The sequence below is a fragment of the Pseudovibrio sp. Ad46 genome (assembly GCF_001623065.1).
GTDB lineage: Bacteria > Pseudomonadota > Alphaproteobacteria > Rhizobiales > Stappiaceae > Pseudovibrio.
The window spans coordinates 532547-552157 of record NZ_LMCG01000005.1; the positions used below are offsets into that span (position 1 = coordinate 532547).

19 protein-coding genes are annotated in these 19611 nt (G+C 51.0%); 10 read left to right on the forward strand and 9 right to left on the reverse strand.

Features of this window, described 5'->3' with window-relative positions:
* The first annotated feature begins 92 nt into the window (after positions 1-92).
* A complete protein-coding gene (locus PsAD46_RS04050) occupies positions 93-1067 on the forward strand; it encodes a hypothetical protein (RefSeq protein ID WP_063294126.1) in 975 nt (324 codons plus the stop codon).
* An 81-nt stretch (positions 1068-1148) separates the two neighbouring features.
* Entirely contained in the window at positions 1149-1634 is a 486-nt protein-coding gene (locus PsAD46_RS04055; protein ID WP_063286643.1) for a RidA family protein, read from the forward strand.
* Here the strand turns inward: PsAD46_RS04055 and PsAD46_RS04060 are convergent.
* A complete protein-coding gene (locus tag PsAD46_RS04060; RefSeq protein WP_063306166.1) occupies positions 1631-2623 on the reverse strand; it encodes a helix-turn-helix domain-containing protein in 993 nt (330 codons plus the stop codon). The genes PsAD46_RS04055 and PsAD46_RS04060 overlap by 4 nt on opposite strands.
* Before the next feature lie 114 nt (positions 2624-2737).
* On the opposite strand from PsAD46_RS04060, the gene PsAD46_RS04065 reads away from it, so the two are divergent.
* A complete protein-coding gene (locus PsAD46_RS04065) occupies positions 2738-3529 on the forward strand; it encodes an MBL fold metallo-hydrolase (protein WP_082831146.1) in 792 nt (263 codons plus the stop codon).
* Between the two features lie 30 nt (positions 3530-3559).
* On the opposite strand, the gene PsAD46_RS04070 is transcribed toward PsAD46_RS04065, so the two are convergent.
* Positions 3560-4441 carry a LysR family transcriptional regulator gene (locus PsAD46_RS04070; RefSeq protein WP_063306167.1) on the reverse strand — a complete coding sequence of 294 codons (882 nt, stop codon included), beginning with the start codon at positions 4439-4441 and terminating at the stop codon, positions 3560-3562.
* Between the two features lie 128 nt (positions 4442-4569).
* Between PsAD46_RS04070 and gstA the strand changes: the two genes are divergently transcribed.
* The 3 genes from gstA to PsAD46_RS04085 are packed head-to-tail and all read left to right on the forward strand — an operon-like array spanning position 4570 to position 5788.
* Entirely contained in the window at positions 4570-5178 is a 609-nt protein-coding gene (gene gstA / locus PsAD46_RS04075) for a glutathione transferase GstA (RefSeq protein WP_063294123.1), read from the forward strand.
* Positions 5178-5567: a nuclear transport factor 2 family protein gene (locus tag PsAD46_RS04080; protein WP_057461729.1), complete on the forward strand. Its 390-nt coding sequence runs from the start codon at positions 5178-5180 to the stop codon at positions 5565-5567. Before gstA ends, PsAD46_RS04080 begins: the two co-directional genes overlap by 1 nt.
* A complete protein-coding gene (locus PsAD46_RS04085; RefSeq protein ID WP_057461730.1) occupies positions 5567-5788 on the forward strand; it encodes a 4-oxalocrotonate tautomerase family protein in 222 nt (73 codons plus the stop codon). The genes PsAD46_RS04080 and PsAD46_RS04085 overlap by 1 nt, the downstream gene beginning before the upstream one ends.
* Before the next feature lie 51 nt (positions 5789-5839).
* On the opposite strand, the gene PsAD46_RS04090 is transcribed toward PsAD46_RS04085, so the two are convergent.
* A complete protein-coding gene (locus PsAD46_RS04090) occupies positions 5840-8713 on the reverse strand; it encodes a M16 family metallopeptidase (protein WP_063306168.1) in 2874 nt (957 codons plus the stop codon).
* A gap of 408 nt (positions 8714-9121) precedes the next feature.
* On the opposite strand from PsAD46_RS04090, the gene PsAD46_RS04095 reads away from it, so the two are divergent.
* A complete protein-coding gene (locus PsAD46_RS04095; RefSeq protein ID WP_063306169.1) occupies positions 9122-9661 on the forward strand; it encodes an AAA family ATPase in 540 nt (179 codons plus the stop codon).
* A 142-nt stretch (positions 9662-9803) separates the two neighbouring features.
* On the opposite strand, the gene PsAD46_RS04100 is transcribed toward PsAD46_RS04095, so the two are convergent.
* A complete protein-coding gene (locus tag PsAD46_RS04100; RefSeq protein WP_063306170.1) occupies positions 9804-10499 on the reverse strand; it encodes an orotate phosphoribosyltransferase in 696 nt (231 codons plus the stop codon).
* Between the two features lie 195 nt (positions 10500-10694).
* Entirely contained in the window at positions 10695-11741 is a 1047-nt protein-coding gene (gene pyrC / locus PsAD46_RS04105; protein ID WP_063306171.1) for a dihydroorotase, read from the reverse strand.
* Between the two features lie 409 nt (positions 11742-12150).
* On the opposite strand from pyrC, the gene PsAD46_RS04110 reads away from it, so the two are divergent.
* Together PsAD46_RS04110 and PsAD46_RS04115 are read left to right on the forward strand one after the other, a co-directional pair.
* Positions 12151-12822, forward strand: a complete 672-nt coding sequence (locus PsAD46_RS04110; RefSeq protein ID WP_208981655.1) for a nucleotidyltransferase family protein — start codon at positions 12151-12153, stop codon at positions 12820-12822.
* Positions 12823-13162: 340 nt separating this feature from the next.
* Positions 13163-13819, forward strand: coding sequence for a nucleotidyltransferase family protein (locus PsAD46_RS04115; RefSeq protein ID WP_208981656.1), 657 nt, complete (start codon positions 13163-13165; stop codon positions 13817-13819).
* A 98-nt stretch (positions 13820-13917) separates the two neighbouring features.
* Here the strand turns inward: PsAD46_RS04115 and PsAD46_RS04120 are convergent, their stop codons facing one another.
* The 3 genes from PsAD46_RS04120 to PsAD46_RS04130 form a co-directional block, all read right to left on the reverse strand.
* A complete protein-coding gene (locus tag PsAD46_RS04120) occupies positions 13918-15123 on the reverse strand; it encodes a hypothetical protein (protein WP_063306173.1) in 1206 nt (401 codons plus the stop codon).
* A gap of 94 nt (positions 15124-15217) precedes the next feature.
* A complete protein-coding gene (locus PsAD46_RS04125; RefSeq protein WP_084404326.1) occupies positions 15218-16006 on the reverse strand; it encodes a creatininase family protein in 789 nt (262 codons plus the stop codon).
* Positions 16007-16069: 63 nt separating this feature from the next.
* Positions 16070-16663 carry an NAD(P)H-dependent oxidoreductase gene (locus tag PsAD46_RS04130; protein ID WP_208981657.1) on the reverse strand — a complete coding sequence of 198 codons (594 nt, stop codon included), beginning with the start codon at positions 16661-16663 and terminating at the stop codon, positions 16070-16072.
* 491 nt (positions 16664-17154) lie between these two features.
* On the opposite strand from PsAD46_RS04130, the gene PsAD46_RS04135 reads away from it, so the two are divergent.
* Positions 17155-18078 (forward strand): arginine deiminase-related protein, encoded by a 924-nt coding sequence (locus PsAD46_RS04135; protein WP_063306174.1) that lies wholly within the window; start codon positions 17155-17157, stop codon positions 18076-18078.
* On the opposite strand, the gene PsAD46_RS04140 is transcribed toward PsAD46_RS04135, so the two are convergent.
* Complete coding sequence (locus PsAD46_RS04140) at positions 18071-18610, reverse strand: cupin domain-containing protein (RefSeq protein WP_063306175.1); 540 nt, start codon at positions 18608-18610, stop codon at positions 18071-18073. The genes PsAD46_RS04135 and PsAD46_RS04140 overlap by 8 nt on opposite strands.
* Positions 18611-19611: the final 1001 nt, after the last annotated feature.

A 19611-nucleotide genomic window follows, 5' to 3' on the forward strand; every position in this document is an offset into this window, starting at 1 on the left:
AAACTCTCATATATGGAGGCATGAGCTTTCTAGCTAAGCATAATGGGTCGCAAAGAAATTAAGCTGTCACCGCATTGGTCTGGAGTTGCTGAATGCCGGATGTAGACGCACAAACCATGTCACCAGAGGTCAAAGCCTGGGTGGAAAATGTACTAAGCGCTTGTAACCTCAAGTGGACTGGTCCGACGAAAAATTTTGAGCGCGAACCCAAAGAGAACCTGCGCATTGATGGCAAAACGCCTGTCGCGGATCACATCAATTACCTACGCAAAACATTGAAGGATACATATGCCAGGCGATCTGAGATTGCCGGCAAGGCGAAACTTGACCGAGAGCTTGCGGTGCACCTCCAACACTTTGATCAGGCCTATGTTGCAGTCGATAGTAATATCGACAAAGCACAGGCCAGTATGGGCAGTGGCGATGCTGGAGGCGCAATCAGTGACGCCGTGGACCAGCTTGAGTTCATGAGGGATGCGCTGGAAGCAGCTTATTACTCCGCAGCAAAAGATCCGGAAGAGGCCTACGCCGAGTTGCGTGAGAAAATTGATGCTGCCAAGGCTGAACTGGGCGAGCTGGGTAAGGAAAAAGAAAAAATTCAGGATGAGAACGCCCGCGAAGAGTTTGAGGATATCTACTCAGAAGCCAGAGATGGGCTGGATCAAACTTTGAAGACGTTGGAAGCTGACAAATTCCTCGAAGCTGAAGAAGAGTTGGAAGAAGCCAAAACCGTGATGCTCGATTTGCGACCTGGTAACAGTGAGGACATCGCAAAACGGAAGAAAGAATATCAAGCTGCTGTCGAGGATGCCCAAAAGAACATCAAAAACCTGTCTGGCAAGCTGGGTACTTTGAATAATCCGGACAAAGTCGCCGAGTTCAACAAACACAAAGCCTCCGCAAACAAGTTGATCAAGAAGGTCGAGACCGCTCTCAAGAACGGCAAGGTAAAGTCTGTGCGCTCAGATATTCCGAAGCTGAAGGGTGAAGTTGAAAAGATGAAAGCCTGCTTCAAAGTAGAGCCCAAGGCAAAAGCACCACCCAAAGGCAAATCCGGCAAAAAGTGACCTTAGGCGCAAGCTGAGCTAATCGCCGCTGGCCAACACGCCGCCTACGACAGAACGACACAATCAGGAAATGAGTGCCCCATGAAAACCACAGGCAAAGCCCTCGCAATGTGCGCTGCAATCTTGTTGAGTGGCTCAGCATTGGCTGCAGAGACTGACCAGAAGACCATCATCAATCCTGACACCCTGTCAGATTCAACTAAGTCTGGGTACGCGCAGATTGTCGTTGTCGCTCCGGGTGCTCGCATCGCATATGTGGCGGGTCAGGTGGGCATTTCCAAGGATGGATCAAACACCTTTGAGGAACAGGTCGACCGAACGTTCGACAACCTGATCAAAGCGCTCGAAGCTGCTGGGAGCAGCGTGGAAGACACGGTGAAAATCACCGTACTGATTAAAGATCATGACCAGTCCAGACTGGACTATGTCAACAAAAAGCGCCGCGAAATCTTTGGTGCCAGCCCACCAGCAAGCACACTCATTCCAGTGCCGGTCCTCGCAACGGAAATCATTGAGTTTGAAGTGGATGCGATTGCAATTGTGCCAGAAAAAGCACCTGCTGATTAAGGTGCTTGCCTGCGAAACTTCTGCCTGTACTGGGCTGGTGAGACGCCAACCTGCGAAAGGAACGAGCGTCTGAACGCGTTCTCGTCAGAATAGCCCAGTGCCTCAGAGATCGTGGCTATTGGTGTCGTCGTATACTCCAACTGAGACTTCGCACGCTCACAGCGGATGTTCAAAATGAATTGCTGCGGAGACAGTGACAGTTCTCGCTTAAAGTGCCGCAACAGGCTGCGTGTGCTCATACCCAAAAAGCCAGCAAGCTTCTGTACTTTGAGGGGGCGTGAGGACAAATTGTTCTGCACCCATTGGTCCGCACGTTCAATCGTCTCATCCCGTGTTTTTTCATGCCACGGGATCATGAAGGGCTGCTGCAAGCCTCGGTTTTCTTCAAGAACCATAAATCGCGCACATAATCTGGAAAGGGCAGGGCCTTCCAGCCGGTTGATGAGATGTAGTGCAAGGTCCAAAGAAGAAGTGCCCGCAGCGCTGGTAATGACATTGCCTGCATCAACGAGAATTTCATCACCGGCCAGCTCCACACCTTCATAAGCCGCGCTAAATTCCTTCTGCTTCCACCAGGTTGTTGTGGCTTGCTTTCCCTCCAGCAGTCCCGCTTCAGCAAGTAGAAACGTGCTGGTACAACTCGCAGCAATGATGCTGCCGTTTTGAGAATGGCGTTGAAGTTGCTCAGCAACACCACGGAACCAGTTTGTGCTGATCGTACATTGCGGCGCTGAGGTCGTGCCAATGCCGGGAAGAAACACCACATCAGGCGCAAAAATCTCCTCTAAGGAGCTATCGGGTGTCACCAAAATACCGTTTGAAGATCGAACAGGCTCGCCATCTAATGAGTAAGTCCGGACCTGAAACGGCATGACCTCGTCGCCACGCACCTCTGCAATCTGGTTTGCAGTCTTGAACATGTCTGCGGACCCAAAGGCTGCGAGCCCCAGAAAGTTCTCCAGCAGCAAAATCGCAATGGTTGAAGTCATGCTCAAATCTCATGTGGCGGATTATGTATGATTTGTGTCTAGTCGGACTATATCAAATTTCCTGCCAAAAACTAGGATCAACGGACCAAGGTCAGGTTAGAGCAGTAGGTCAGGATGAAACTTCACTTTCTTCGCAATGCAACCCTCATCATTGAGCACAAGCAACACCGCATACTGGTTGATCCCATGTTGGGTAAGGTTGGATCACTGCCAAGCTACAGCTTCATCCGACATAAAAGCCGGAGAAATCCGATGGTTCCGCTGCCTGATGGTGCGCAGCAGCACCTTGAAGGGCTTACTGCGGCACTGGTAACGCATTGTCAGCTCGGCCATTCAGATCATTTGGATGGCGCAGCAAAGAAACTTCTGCTCTCCAAGAAAATCCCGACCTACTGCCGTTTGGATGATGAGAGTTTCATTGGGAAAAGGGGAATTCCCACCGTGCCGCTGAAGGATGAGCAACGCCAACCCTTCTTCGACGGTTACATCACCCCAATCCCAACGGTTCACGGCTACGGCTGGATTGCGAGATTCATGGGCCCCGGCGTGGGTTACTTTCTCGAGCTGCCCGATGCACCTTCGCTCTACATTTCCGGCGACACTGTCCTCACCAAAGATGTCCGCCACTGCCTCAAAACCCTGAGGCCCGACATCGCAGTTGTCGCAGCAGGCAACGCAAGTCTGGATATCGGCAAGGACATCCTCATGTCGCTGGATGAGATCATGGAGTTCATCAGACTAGCGCCGGGACAAGTTATCGCAAACCATCTGGAAGCCATAAACCATTGCCCTGTAAAGCGAACGCAGCTACGGGATCTGGCGCAAAAGTCTGGTGTCAGTGACAAACTCCTGATCCCGGCAGACGGTGAAACACTCACGTTCAGTAAACAGCCGGAGTTCGCCTGACCGTAATGAGGCGATCTGGAGTGTGCCTGCTCAGCCCTCGGTTCCCATCAGGTCATCCCAGATGGCTTGCGCGACAACGCCAACGTCTCTGTCGCGCTTGCGGATCTGAAACAGGCGGGACTGGCGTGGCTGGAAGCCTTCAACGTTCAACTGAACCAGTTCACCACGGGCCAGTTCCTCGATGATCATATGTTTGGGAATGCCGCCCCAACCGAGTTTGGCCTGCAGGATCTCCTTCTTGGCGGCAAAGTCCGTCACCGTCCAACGCAAGCCACCTGGCAACAAATCCCGGCTTTGGCTGAGGGCCCCGCTGCCGCTGTCTGCCACGATAATCTGCGTATATGTCTGCATTTCAGCTATGGTTTTCATATGCTTACTCTGCGCAGGTTCAAACGCGGGGTGCGCAACAGGCAGGATGGTTACATCCGCAAATGACACCGCTTCCACCTGTTCAACGGGCACACCATCCATGCTGGCGATAATAATATCAGCCCGGTCATGGAGCAGCCGTTCAATCGGGCCACTCATACTCTCGCGGGACAGGTGAATATGGGTTGCCGGGAACTTCGCCCGCACATGGCCAATAACCTCAAGAACGCGCTGTAACGGCAACGTTGCCGCAATCGCCAGCGAGACTTCAGCCTCCTGTATTGCATTCAGCGTTTTCGCCAGACTACCCAGCTCATTCATCTGCTGCATCACGCGGATGGCTTGCCGGTAAAAGACCTCTCCCGCAGGCGTCAGTTTAGGCCGATACGCCTCTCTGGACAGCAGAACCATATCAATCTCGGCCTCTAACTTCTTGAGCATGTGGCTGATGGCGGACTGAGACTTGTGCAAGCGATCCGCCGCACCGCGAAAAGTTCCTTCTGTCACAATCGCATGCAAAACAACCAGCTGCTCATAAGTCATAAAATACGTTCATCCAACATGATCTGAATTTCTAATCATTATCGTGAATATTCAATATTATCAATTAATCATGAGAGGCATTACTTCCTCAAAGCCTGATAACAAACACCTTGAGGAAAGAGCTTCCAATGAAACTGTTTTACAAACCCGGCGCATGTTCCCTGGCAACACACATCACGCTGAATGAGATCGCAGCCACCTACGAGATCGACAGCGTAGACACAGATGCAGGGAAGACCAGCACGGGCGTAGATTTCAAAACCATCAACCCGAAAGGCTATGTTCCGGCCCTCCAACTGGCTTCAGGAGAAGTGCTCACCGAAGGCGCTGCAATCCTCCAATACCTAGCAGACAATCACCCGCAACACGGGCTTGCTCCAGCAGCTGGAACCGTTGCCCGTACGCGTTTGCAGGAGTACCTGAACTTCACCAGCTCAGAACTCCATAAAGCATTCACCCCGTTCTTCACCGCATCAGCAACCACACAGGACAAGGAAAAGGCCGCAAAGAACGTTGCCGCCAAGTTCAACTATCTGGAGGCTCTGTTCAGTGACGGCAGAGCCTATCTCCTGGGCGCGGAGTTCTCTGTTGCAGATGCTTATCTTTTCGTCGTCTGCAACTGGTCGAATTTCGTCGGCGTCGATCTGATCAACTGGCCGTCCCTCGCTGCCTTTGTCCAGCGCACAAGCCAGCGCCCATCGGCACAGGCAGCAATGAAAGCTGAAGGCCTGATCTGATGAGCAACCCACAAGCCATTGCAGAAGTTCAGAAAGTGATGACAGGCTATTTTGACGGCCTCTATCACGCCGATACCAAGGCTCTGGCTGAGGTATTCCACCCCGATGCGCGCTACGTCAACATGATCGAAGGGGACTACATGCATAAGTCCCTGAGCGAGTACTTCGAAATGGTGGATCGCCGTATCCCGCCCGCAAGCAAAGGGGAGCCGCGACAGGACCGCATCCACTCTATGGAATTCGGTGGCTCTCAAATGGCTTTCGTCAAAGCCTCAATGACCATGATGAACCGCGAGTATCTGGACTTCCTCACTCTGACCAAAGACCAGCACGGTTGGCGGATCATGACCAAGATCTTCACCTACATCGCAAAGCCGGAGGCAAGCTGATGCCATATGTAAACATCAAGATCACCAGGGAAGGTGGACCGGATGGCAAAGGCCCAACCGCAGACGAAAAAGCCGAGTTGATCCAAGGCGTAACAGAGCTTCTGTCCCGCGTGCTCAACAAAAAGCCAAGCACGACCTTTGTGGTGATTGATGAGGTTGCTCTTGAAGACTGGGGCATTGGCGGCCTGCCAGTCATCCAGTATCGCCAGCAGGTCTCTTAAAACACCTCAAGCAAAAACGCAGGGCCCAAACCCTGCGTTTTTCAGTTCGCCTTATTGCGGCAGAATCTTCAGCGTCACATTCCGGTCTGGCACCAGAAAATCTGATGCTGCCACGACCAGATCGTCCGGGGTGATCTGCTCCAGAATTGTCGTGTAATTCTGATAGCGCTGAATTGCCTCAGGATAGCTTATAGCCTGACTTGCCAGTTCAAACCACAATCCATTGCTGTGTTCGGCATTGTTCATGGCTTCCAGAATAGGCTGGCGCGCACGCAGCAACTCATCCGCTGTGATGTTGCCCTTCACCTGCAGCTCTTTGACGATATCCTGATAAACAGTCTCCGCCGCATCCACATCATCCAGTTTCAACTTGCTGGACATTCCAATGTAGCCAAACCCTTTGATTGTATTGGAGTTCATGCTGAACGCATAAGGGCTGTAAGTCGCGCCCATAGCCTCACGCAGTTTATCACGCAGGCGAAGCTCTATGACGCCCTGCAACAACTGCAGCGTATAGCTCTGCGTTGCATCTGCATCATCGCTGGTTTTCCAATAATGCTGCAAAAGCGCCGCGTCACTGTCGCCCTCATGGGTCAAAGATACAGCCTGCGCCTCAGGAAACTCAATACCAGTTGCGTAGCTATGCTTTGGAGCCTCAAAGGATTGCTGCAAAGCGCCGAAAGTCTCGGCAACCGCATCCAGAGCGGTCTGAACCTCAAGGTCGCCTACAATACCAATCTCGATCGGGCCCTTTTGAGCGATGCGGGAGATGATTGGCTTCAGCTCCTCATAGTTCCGCTCCAGCAAAGCTTCTTCACTTCCTGCACCCCAGCGTTTGTCGCCGCTATGCAAAATGCGGGAGAACTCGCGGCCACGAACAGCTTCAGCAGAACTGCGGGAGTTCTTGTAGGTCTCTTTCAGGCTCTTTTGGTAAAACGCTTGCCCCTCAGGACGATATGCCGGATCTGTCAGATACGCCGCGACCACCTGCAATTGCAGCTTCAGATCGTCCGGCGTTGTTCCGTATTGCCCGGAAATACCATCTTCGCCAAAGGAAAGACCAACGCCAACCTGAGTACCAGAAAGTACCTTGTCCAGATCAGCAACCGAGTACTTGCCAAGACCGCCAACAATAAAGGCACTCTGGAAGAAGCCAGCCAAACCATCTTTATCTGCAGGCAGATCTTCAATACCGCGACCCGTGCGCAGGGAGACAAACACCTTACCCTTGTCAAAGTCAGTCTGCTTAAAGTTCAGCACCACGCCGTTTTCAAAAGTGTAAGAGCGGATCTGCCCAAAACTGCTGATTGTCTGCTGGGCAACTTTGCCTTTGGGGCCAAAGCTTTCATAGTCAAAGCTGGTCAACGACTTGGCTTCAAAGGCAGCAACTGGCTGCTTCTGGCTTTCTTCAAACACGGAAAGAATGGTCTCTTCAGCATTTGGAAAGGCCTCGGCAGTCGTCATAAACAGGTTTGGTTTTGCGCCTTCCCAAAGCTCAAGCAGTGTCTTTGAGACTTGCCGCGCTTTCAGATCAGAAAAGTGTTTCTGGAAGAAGGCCAGATCATCGGCAGAGGATGTGGTGACGCTCTCATTGAGCACATCGCGCACGAGAACATTGGCGATTGCACGGTTTGGAATAGTCTCTTCCGCTTTCACCGCAACTTCCAGTGAGTTGAGCCGGTTCACCAACTGCCGGTCAACTTCTTCCTGTGTCACGCCATAAGCCAGTGTTTGCCGCAGTTTCTGCTCCAGCAAAGCAAAACCGTCCTGCCACTTGTTGGTGGCAACGGTCGCGCTGGCAACAACGGTGTCGGCAAAGTCTTCGCTGTAATAATCCGTGCCGGCAGTGACCATAGTATCGTGAGAGGCAAGGGCTGCATCGCGCAGCCGCTCTTTCAAAATACTGATCCCGATCCTGCGCAGCGTGTTCTGAATACGGTTCTGCTGATTATCAATCAGCTCTTGAGAAGGTTTGACGAGATAGATGCTCAACACGGTAGGCAAAGACGGTTCTACAAAAAGCGCAGCACGCGGAGCCTCAGCAACCTTCAATCTCCCAAAATCCGGCTCTTCGCTGTCCAGCTGTTCTGCATTCGCAGGGCGCTCCCAATCCGTAAAGTGCTTTTGAATGGCAGCTTCTGTTGCTTCAACATCAATATCGCCAGTCACAACCACTGTGGTCCGACCGGGTGTGTAGTAGCTCTCGTAAAAATCGCGCAGGGTTGCCTGGTCAACGGCATCAATGCCATCCATTGTGCCAACCGGCAGCAAGGTGCGCTGTTTAATGCCCGGATAAAGGTAATCAAATCTGGCAACCAGCGCATCATAGTCCGGACCGTAATTGCCGCGCACTTCAGAGGCGACAACACCGCGCTCACGGTCAATCGCACTTGTTGAGAGCGTCAGTTCACTTGCTGTCTCACGCATAATAAACAGCGCAGTGTCCAGCAACTCCGCATCTGCTGAAGGCAGAGAGAGACGATATGTGGTGTTATTCAACGTGGTCGCAGCATTGGTGCCTGCGCCAAAGGCCAGCCCTGCGCGCTCCAGCAAGGCCACCATCTCGCCTTCCGGCACATTGGTAGAACCGTTAAACGCCATATGTTCCAGATAATGGGCAGCACCTGGTTCTGACCCTTTTTCCAAAGAGGAGCCAGCATCAACCGCCATACGAACCTCAATCTGGTTCTTGGGGGATTGGCTCTGAACCAGTAAATACCGCATACCATTGGGCAGCTGACGAGAGATTATTCTGGGATGCAGTTTAAGGTCAGTCTCAGGAAACCAATAGGATTGCTGATCTTGGGCAACCTGCAACGCCGGCTTGGGCTGAGGGGCCGCGGCATCCTGCGCATAAACAGGAACAGAAAAGACCAGTCCAGTACTCAGCAGTGCTGGCACCATAAGGTGTCTGATTACGTGCATTATTGTTTCCCTGCGCCCTGCCCAAATTGCCTATGTGCTCTTGTATTGGTGTTCCCGGTGTGAAGATGTTCACGAAAGCACACCCCCATGCTTCAGCGCGCAGGTTTTGCAGACTTTGTTGAAGCCCGTCACAAAATAATTCCTAAGCTGAACCCGAGTACCCGCGAGGTCTTCACCTCATAAAAGCTACATCTGCGTAATTATCATAAACTTTGCTGTTTTTCATATGCTTTTGGTTCATGTTGCTTTTGTGGCAAAGCAGCGCAGGTGGGTAAAAAACTATGGTTGGTTTGGTATCAGATTTAAGTGTGCAATGATTTTGGTTGGCTGACTCGCCATCCACGGGCTCTCTGGATTTATGAGATCAGTCCGCATTTCTAAGCTTTTGATTTTTTATGGAATACCAATATGAACGGGCAAATTATTATTCTGCACGGTCCCTCAAGTAGCGGAAAGTCAACCACTGCAGTTGCGCTGCAAAACGCGATTGAGCTGCCGTTCTGGCATATTTCAATTGATCATCTGCGGGATGGGGGAGTACTGCCGACGAAACGCTTCAAAAATGGGGATTTTAATTGGTCTAACCTGAGAAAAGCATTCTTTGAAGGCTTTCATGCATCACTAGCTGCGTATGCCCATGCTGGCAATAATCTGATTATGGAGCATATTTTCGACAATCCTGATTGGCTTCCGGAGCTAAAAGAGCTGTTTCAGCCGTTTGATGTCTACTTTGTTGGTTTGCATTGTGATTTAGAAGCGTTGAAGCAACGTGAAATCGCCAGAGGAGACCGATCCATCGGGAGTGCAGAGCAAGATTTCCATTCAGTCCATGTTGATCGTATTTACGATCTTGAGATCAGAAATACAGCATCAACAGAACACAATGTAACAGCCATTCTTGAAGGGTGGCGCTCCGGCATTAGAAAATCTGAATTTGCGACGCGGTGAGGGTGCCGATTGTTGCATGGTTTAGATGGCTGAGGCTTTGAAACTGAATTAGAGTTGTTAATACGGCTAAGCCTGCCAACTAAAAACGCAGAGCCAAAGCCCTGCGTTTTCATGAAACCAATGTGTCAGCCTAAAGCATCGCTTAGAGCGGCAGTTCGCCGACACCGCCGTTGGCTGCGGACCATTCCAGCGGATTATTGAGGAACTTCTCAACTTCACTCACCTTCTCAGCTGAGAAGTAATCGTTTGTGCGGCAAACGTGCAGGATGTCGTGCCATGTTGCAAGGTAGTGCAGGTTTACGCCATGCTCTGCCAGTTTGCCTTTCGTTTCCGGGAAGATGTCGTAGTAGAACACCACCAGCGTGTCGGTCACTTCAGCACCCGCCTTGCGCAGTGCCTCGCAGAATTTGATCTTGGACCCGCCATCGGTGGTCAGGTCTTCCACCAGCAGAACGTTCTGACCTTCGTGAATATCACCTTCGATCTGCGCATCACGGCCATAACCCTTTGGCTTCTTGCGCACATACTGCATTGGCAGTGCCATCTTATCTGCAATCCACGCAGCAAACGGAATACCAGCCGTCTCACCGCCTGCGATCGCATCAAACTTCTCAAAGCCCGCATCACGCAGCAGGGTTGCCACGGCAAACTCCATCAGTGTGCCACGAATGCGCGGGTAGGAGATCAGTTTACGGCAGTCGATGTAAACCGGGCTCGCAAGACCGGATGCCAGAATGTAGGGCTCTTCTGGACGGAAGTTCACCGCCTTGATTTCCATGAGCATTTTTGCGGTCAGTTCCGCCATCACTTCGCGGTCAGGAAAAGAATTGGAAAACATCGCTGTCCCTCAAGTCACAGTAGGTGGTTTGGAGCGTATTCCCGAAAAGTGGTTCCGGTTTTCGGATAAGAATACGCGCGAAAACAAAGATCTGGAATGCGTGGGATGACAGGGAGCTGGCACCGCACGCATTCACGTCAAAAAAAAGCAGCTTGCCCCGGCCATATTAGGTGCAAACTGCATTGAAACTCATCTTTAGGTCTCAACCTTCCAGAATATATCAAATCCCGGATTGAAGAGGGTCACCGGCCCGTCCGGTGTTGGAATACTCGGCGGGTAACTGACCTTTTCATCGGCCTTAACCAGGTCAATGGTCGCCTCGTTTGGCGCCATGCCATAAAACGTCGGGCCATTGAGAGAGGCAAATGCCTCAAGCTTGTCGAGCGCGCCTTCCTGCTCAAACACATGTGCCAGACAGCTCATGGTATTTGGTGCGGAGAAGATGCCAGCACAGCCACACTCACACAGCTTGTTCTGGTCAAGGTGCGGGGCGCTGTCTGTTCCAAGGAAGAAACGGGCATCGCCAGAAGTGGCCGCAGCACGCAGCGCAAGGCGGTGTTTCTCACGCTTCGCCACAGGCAGGCAATAGAAGTGAGGCTTGATGCCGCCGACCAGAATGTCATTCCGGTTGATGATCAGGTGGTGCGTCGTGATCGTCGCCGCCAGATTGTCACCACCAGACTTGGCATAGTTGACACCTTCTTCCGTGGTGATGTGCTCCATCACCACTTTCAGCTTAGGGAACTTGCGGCGGATCGGGTCCAGCACAGTCTCAATGAACACTGCTTCACGGTCAAAGATGTCCACGTCAGACGTTGTGACCTCACCATGCACCAGAAGCGGCAAACCGATCTCGGCCATGCGTTCCAGAACACCCGCCACCTTATCAAAGTCGCGCACACCACTTTGTGAGTTGGTTGTCGCGCCAGCAGGATAAAGCTTCACCGCAGTCACCAGACCAGACTTGGCTGCCTGCTCCAGATCATCCGCATCGGTGGTCTCCGTGAGATAAAGCGTCATGAGGGGCGTGAAGTCGTGCCCCTCTGGCATGGCTGCCAGAATGCGATCCCGATACCCGGCAGCATCCTTGCTGGTGACAACAGGTGGGACCAGATTAGGCATGATGATCGCGCGGCCAAAGTTTGCAGAAGTTGACGGCAGAACGGCCTTCAGCATCTCGCCATCACGTAAGTGCAGGTGCCAGTCATCAGGCCGTCTAATGGTCAGGCGGGTCTCGGTCATCTTCATGCTCCGTGTGGTCGAAAGGCTGCGCGACACCGGTTTACTGCCCAATGCCACCAAATCTCAAGGAAAAACTGATGCTTTCGAGCATCTCGCACAAATACGTAGTTATGGGAACTAGCCCTTCGGGTGAAATGCGCTGCGTAACATTGCGAAAAGTACGCAGCTAGGTACTTCCCACTATCCACATCTTCATAGTTTCAAAGTGCCCCGCACAAATCCTATGCGAATCTACCTGTCAATTCTCACAGGTCGCCAAGCCCCAAATTTACATGGATTGATCTGGTGGGTGGATTATCATAATGTTCCTGTTATGTACTAAGTTAATTCACTTTTAGTTCTGGTTTTTGCAGGCGAGTCGTTACGGCAGTCTTCACAGCTTGATCTCTTTCAAATGAAAATCGTGTCCATGTCAGTTTTCACGACCTTCGCCTCATCCGGCCATTCAACTCTCAAGGAGAAGATCACCTCCTTGCCATCACGTGTTTCCCCTGTTCACCATGGCGCAGGTGAGCAGGGGCGCGTGTACTTTATCGAAGAGGTCATCCGCTCAACCGTGCTCTATGATCTGCTGAAGACCCTGCGTGACGCCCGGTTGCCAGATGCCTGGCTCGCGTCAGGCGCAATCTACCAAAGTGTCTGGAACGCACTGACGGGCAGGGAGGCCGGACACGGCATCAAAGACTACGACCTGATCTACCATGATGAGGCTGACACGTCCTACGAGGCCGAAGACCGTGTGATCACCAGCCTCGCCAAAGCTTGCGAACCGCTGGGGCTTCCAGTTGAAATCCGCAATCAGGCCCGCGTGCACCTCTGGTTCCCCAAGCACTTCGGCATGGACTACCCCAAACTAGGCTGCTCGCTGGAGTCTCTCCTCTACTACGCTTCAACAACCCACTCCGTCGCCGCCCGCCTGCACGACGATGACCGCCTGCAGATCGAAGCCCCCTTCGGACTGGAACCCATCTTCCAAATGCAGATGCTCCCAAACAAAGTCCTGCCCAACGAAGAAACCTTCACCCGCAAAGCCAACCGTCTCACAGAACACTGGCCGGAACTAACAATCATCCCTTGGTAGGCTGCCCCCAAATTTTATCCGCCTACCCAAAAGCCCGCTTTTCGATCTCAAAAGCGGGCTTTTGCACGCCAACCACTTGTAAGAATTGAGATAACGAACCGAGCCATAACAACAAGCGACCTGCAATTGATCCTCAACATTGTTTACCAAGGCCCAACCCACCAATGGATTATCTCATTGGAATCTTTTAGTAGTTAGAAAGAGTAGAGCATCTCCCCGAGGCATGGGTTCCAGTCTTTGGATCAGGATATGCATAAACATGAAGTGTCAGAGCATCACCAGTGATCCGGTTTGATCACCCGATACTCTGAAATGAACCGGTGCAGGCGTCATCAGGGCTATGCCAAAATTAGTGCGTCACTTAGCTTTGGCCAATGCCAACTTGGAGTACCTGGATCAGGCAACGCTCGCGGACCCTCAACTCACCAGTGAGGAGGATCGCAAGCGGTTACTTGAGCTGGTCCTGCGCTCCAACGCGCATCTGATTTCCGCAATGAAGGGCATCAGATCCCTCCGCCTGCCGGACTGGTGCATCTCCGGCCCCTCCATCGCATGGCCTCTTTGGACTGCGTTGAAGGGCAAGCCCGCCATGGCTGGCAATCACCAGCTCTACATCACCTACTATGATCCATCAGAGCAAGCCCTCGAAAAAGAAGCCACCTACCTGCGCCATATCCGTCAGATCCTGAGCGCTGGGCCATATCAGGTGCACCTGTCCAATCAAGCGGGACATGTCATTCATCATGACAGTGAGCGGATGAGCAATGGAACACCAGTCACATGCACTGCAGAAGCTTTGGTACGCGATCCCGTCCAAACCTATGCGCTCGGCGTCCGCTTAGAGACCAACGGAACCTTCACCGTTCTGGCACCGTTCGGTTTGTCTGGCGTTTTTTCGATGAAGATGGAGCGCAATACCGGATACTGCGACGAAGAGCACTTCCTCTATAAACTCCGCCGCGTTGAAGCCATGTGGCCGGGAGTTGCTCTCAGATAGCTTTTGCTGGATCGTTTTCCCAAAAGGTGTTCCGGCCTCTGGGCAGGAATACGCGTGCGAACAAAGAGATAGATCTTGGCACGTGTATGAGCCATTTCCTAACGAAGCGGCTGAACTGGCAAATAGCCTCTTTCTATCAAATGTACGGTCAAACCGACTGGAAACGGCAAGGCAACTGCATTCTCGTAATCGCACTCTGAACTTGGCGCTCCATCCGGGCAGGCATACTTCCGGAAATCCTCTTGATCACCCCGGCTTTTCTCTGTGGCTTGTGCGACAGCCTCCATCCCGTCTCCCAACCGCGCCCGAAGAGCTGCCCAACCTGCAAGGAAACCATTCTCGCCCCAAAGCGACTTCTCAGAGCCAGCTAACTCCTCGAGATAGGCCAGTTCTTTACGAAAAGCGGGCTGATAGACTGGGTCCATATTCACATCGGTGATTTCGTCGTAGTAGAGCTTTTCAATGTAAAGCGGCGCAAAACTGCCTGCGTATGGTGCGAAAAGATAAAAGAAGCTGTTGTCCGCACTCACAAGCTCAAGTGTGCCGTCACCATTCAAGTCCTCAAAGCTATAGCCATATCCACCATCCAACACCGCACCCTGAACCATCACCCAGCTTCCCTCTCGATTTTGCGTGATGATCTGTTGCTCCACACAGCAATGCGCCCCACCCGTAAACCGCTTGATCACGACCTGAGGAAACTCAGTCTCACTGGCAAGGCGAATAACTTCAACGCTCTGGCCGTACTGAGGAAAATAACTTGGCTCCGTCTCAAACGAGAACACTTTATTCTGCCCGGTCCATCCAACAACCTGCACCTTTGAATTCTTTGAGAATTCATCATTCGGGTCAGTCTGTTCCGTGATGAGGCCTGCGTCAACACGCAGCTTTTCGAGTTTCAGAGAAAAATGGTTCTGCGCTTCAAACTCTCCAAAACGCAAGTTTCTGGCGGGCCAGACAGTCTCCAAGGAGCGGCGCCCGTGAGACAGATAAGCATCCTCAGGCAAATCAATCGAAATCTGCTGGCGTGCCAGTTGCAGATTTTTAAAGTTTACAGGGCCAACAACCACACCAAACCAGCCGTTTTCTGAGCGAACCACCCGCACTTTATCCTGATAGGGTGTCCCTTGCAGAGCTTCCTGAAAACTTTCCGCCAGCTGCACAGCTTCGGTTGCATCCTGTTTGCTGGCAAAAACAAGCCATTGTTGCCCGCCTGAAAGGCTGAGACTGTCTGCTGCAAAACTGATGCTTGGCGTACTGAAAAGTGTGAGCAATAAAACTGAAATCACTTTTAGAAATTGCATTGCTCAACTCCACATACAGTACTAACTAAAACCAATTAAAACAGGTTCTCCTGGTTGCTTCAAAGAGTTTCGCCAAAGCTAGCAACAAGAAACACTAATCAAACCGATTGATGTCGAAATCCGCTGTCTCTTGTAAAAACTCAATAAAGCCATCCACTTGATGCTCGGCGGTCAAACGCCCTTTCTCTGAACTTGCATTTGCAGCATTTCCCACTGTCCCATGCGGGTTCAAATCAGAAGCAATCCAGCCATAAGAAGGGAGCCCGGTTGGCCCCAGCCGGGCATTCTCATCAAGATCTTGAGCTGTTGAGCGGAAGTCTTGTGCATGCAACATGTCAACAAGGTCTGCCCGAAAATGCAGCATTAACGAAGTTTCCTCATCGCCTCCATGCAGCCCAAACTTCAGTTCTTCCTCGCTAAATAGCCCGTTTGGTGCTCCAAAGCTGGACCAATGACATTTGCCAACCAACATCTTGCAGCGAATGCGAAGCTCCCGCGCGACAATGCCGATCAAGTCCAGGTTCCCACCATGAGAGTTGGCAATGATCATTTTCCGGATGCCACAGGCCGCAACCGAAGTGCCAATGTCAATCCAATGTTTTGCCGCTGTGTCGGCTCTTAGCGACAGTGTCCCCGGCGCATGAATATGCTCATCAGACTTCCCAATGCATTGTAAAGGCAAAATACGGAAGTCCAGCGTTTCCGGTGCACGAGCGCACAAGGTCTCTAGCATACCCTCATTAATGTATGTGTCCACGCCAAGCGGGAGATGGGGACCATGTTGCTCAACAGCAGCTGTCGGCAAAATCGCAATCGTCCTTTGAGCATCAATATTCTCAAAGTCTGTGGTTTTAAAATCCATCCAATAGCGTCGAGGAAACATGGCAGACACCTCTAGAGTCAGTCGCTTTCCGCAGACCATTTCAGTTTGGCCTGAGAGAAGGGGCTAAGCTTTGCAAAGGCTTCGGGTTTTTCGATCAATCACCTTTAAATGGCGAAGCCTTGAGGTTTCAGTAGAGCTGTCCATGTTGTAATGGGCAGCGTATCTGGTTTTTACCCATGGGTTGCAAAGCACACGCACGCCGCGCAAAACGGTTTTCTTGCCGGGCGTGCCCATAAGAAAACTAAGCCATCTTGGCGCACCACAAGTGGTAAAAACGACAAGTTTCTTAATGTTCTGCAAATTTGGTTTGATCGCGCCCTCTTCAGTCAGCTTAAAAGCAACACCCGGCACCAGCACGCGATCAAGCCATCCTTTGATCATGGCAGGCAAGCCATACCACCAGGTTGGATAAATGAAGATAAGCGTGTCGCAGCGCTGCAACGCGTCAATGTGGTGCTCAAGACCTTGCTGGTTGAGGGAGGTATCCAAATAGCTATCCAGCTCGCCCTTGGTTAAAACTGGCTGAAAACCCTCCTCATAAAGATCAATGAGATCCAGGCTGACGTCGTGAAGCCTGAGTGTCTCTACCACCTGTTCAAGGACAGCCTTGCTGAAACTTTCAGAGTTTGGATGGCAATAGACGATCAGCGCATGCATGTTCTTATCCGGTTCAAATGTTTTTCTATCAATTTCTACCACGCCTTATACGAGTTGAGGCTGGCTTCTCATTGAGTTTCATCATCATGATCGCATGAAAATCGTCTAGTTCGTAATTCTCCCAAACTCAGCTAATGTTTTCTGTAACGTGATGATAATAATAGTATAAATCTACGTATTTCTCGGTTTTACTATGCTGTCTCTGCGATGCTTTTTGAGTAATGCCTCAATATTTACACAATTTTGTATATTTTTTAGTGCGTACTTTCTGAAAGACCAGTTCAGAAAACAAGCCGCGAGCCATCAGGAGGAGATGAGCCCCGGTAAGAAGAAGCGAAATCGCCAATCAAAAATGAAAACCGCTTCCAATCCTCCCAAAAATAATCTGCGCCCTATGAATGGTGCACTGTGTAACTCATCAAAAAGAAGCAGAACCAATGACGAACCACAGACCTACTCTCCGATCCGTTCAGGCTCCATCTGCCGTTGTTATGATCCGCCCTTTGTTTTTCAGCACAAGCAAAGATGCAGCTCAGAGCAGTTCTCGCAGTCTTATTGGTGAATCTCAAAAAGACATCGATTTTGCAGAACAGGCATATGTTGAGATTTCAGCCGCAGCAGATGAGTTGAGTAGGCATGGTGTTGATGTTCATCTGTTCGAAGATAAGTCTCGTGACACACCACACTCTGTTTTTCTGAACAATTGGCTGTCAACGCATGCAGGCGGTTATGTCACCATCTACCCAATGCAGGCGGAGAGCCGTCGAAAAGAACGTCGTAGTGATGTAATCGAGCTTCTTAAATCCGAATACCGCGTTCAGGATGTAGTTGATTTTTCAGAGCTGGAAGATGAGCAGCAGTTCCTCGAAGGAACGGGCGCAATGGTGTTCGATAACGTTGAGCGCGTTGTATATGCAGTCCCGTCAAGTCATGCAAATCAGCAGGCTCTGGAACAGTTCTGTGATCATTTCAAATATGAGCCAGTGATTTTTCAGGCGCAACACACTGATGGCAAGCCTGTTACTCACACCAATGAAATTCTTTGCATTGGCACTGGCACCGCATTGATTGGATCAGACTTGATCACTGATCCTGCAATAAAAGCAGAGATCCTTCGCCGTTTAGAGCAGTCTGGACGTCAGGTTGTTCAGTTGAACAACGAGCAAATTGAAGCCTGTGCAGGACGTTCCATTGAGTTGCATAGCAAAACAGAAGGCTTGCTTCTTGCTATGTCCGAGGGAGCATACTCTTCTTTACATCAGGATCAGATCGATCTGATTGAGCAGAGCACCAAGATTGTTCAGTTGAAGCTGGATACCATTGAACAAGCAGGCGGCTCAGCCCGCTGCGCTATGGCAGGCATCCACCTCAACCTGCGCGAAGTTGAACCTGAGCTGGAAACTGAAGCTACTTAAAGTTTCCCTGCTGAGTATCGGTTAAGTCCACAATATCGGTGACCGTCAGAACAGCTGGCGTGTCACCTTTATTTTTGACCCAATGCTGCACCTCAGAGTTTTCGTTGATCACTTCACCAAGCTTATGAATGACCGGCACACCGCACTCATTACTATACTCAACAAACTCGCCTTCTGTGACCAGTGCCAGAGCCGGTCGATTTTCATGACCATGTAAAAGAACGTGTCCTCCCGGTTGAACCGTGATGGTCCGCATACGAAGGTTATGATTAGGGATGTTGACCTTCTCTTTGCCAAGATCAATAGCATCAAGTTCTTCAGTCTCTACCAAATAGTTTTCCGTTGGAGCGCTATCGTCAATGGCTGAACCTTCCTGGCCAGGAGGACATTGTCCGGCCTGAGCAGAAGGAAGAGCTAAGCCTGCAAAAAGCAGTGTGGTCGCAGCGAGTATAATGGTCTTCATAGGGACCTCCAATGTTCCGGCCAGAACATAGCTCAACTGAAAATCCAAGGTGCCGGGATTTGAGAGCATGTTAAACTCCCCATGAAGCCAGCTGATAAGAAGCAACTAAAATCATCTCGCAGAATTTTTCCGCCATTTCTATAAGCAGTAGGGCCTCCTTTGCGGGGATAGTTTTTTGGTTTGCGTTTATAAGATTTGATTGAGGGAGGATAAGTCCTGTCTCTCATTTGGCCGGAGCAGGAGGGGTTTGCTGATGCCGTTCTTAGTCCTCCATCTTCTCAAACGTGCTGTTTTATTGCTGTCTTGAACATTTGAGCGCATAAAAACGCTGTTTCGCGCAAAATCACGCAAACGAACGCAATGGCGGGGCTTTCCATTGGGCGTCTCTCATCGCATAGCGGTCATCTCGGCGAGTTCAGGTGCTACAGCCTGTGCCACGACCACCATACACCCTCATTCATTATTCAGTTTTCAAAGAACGCGGATTGCTCCGAAGTCTGCTTGCCAGCGTTCTGAGAGAGTGCAGCCTGATTTGATCGCGGTCTATTCCTGTAATGTTCTCCCTGAGTCTTTGGTGGCCGGGAGTTGGAGCATGGAGAATGGCTGGTGTGATTACGGGGAAATAAGGCGCCCTTTAACCTCTCGTTGGGGGAGATTGATTAGATAGATTTATCTCCCACAGGGATGGTGTGGAATCGAAACGGCGCGTTTCTGCGGATTAGGTATGTTTTACACATAGGTGGGTGATGTTTTTGGGTTTTTTTGTCGTTTTCAGGTTGACGGTTGGAGGGCTCAGGCCTATAACCCAGCTCATCGAGAGCGACGGCGCTGCCGGCGAAGGCACGATGCGCTCTTGAGTTCCTCGAAAGGATTGATCGCTCAGGCTCGATCGGAAATGATTGAGTTGGTGAGTGATTTACTCTTTTGAGTGTGGGTGAAAGCCCTGTTCATTGACAATTGAATACGGAAGAAGAAAGAGAAACGTGGACGGCGGTTATTCGCGAGTGTCTTGGTAACAAGACGCTGTTACGGAATAGCTGACTTAGTTTACGTTTTTCAGAACACCAAAG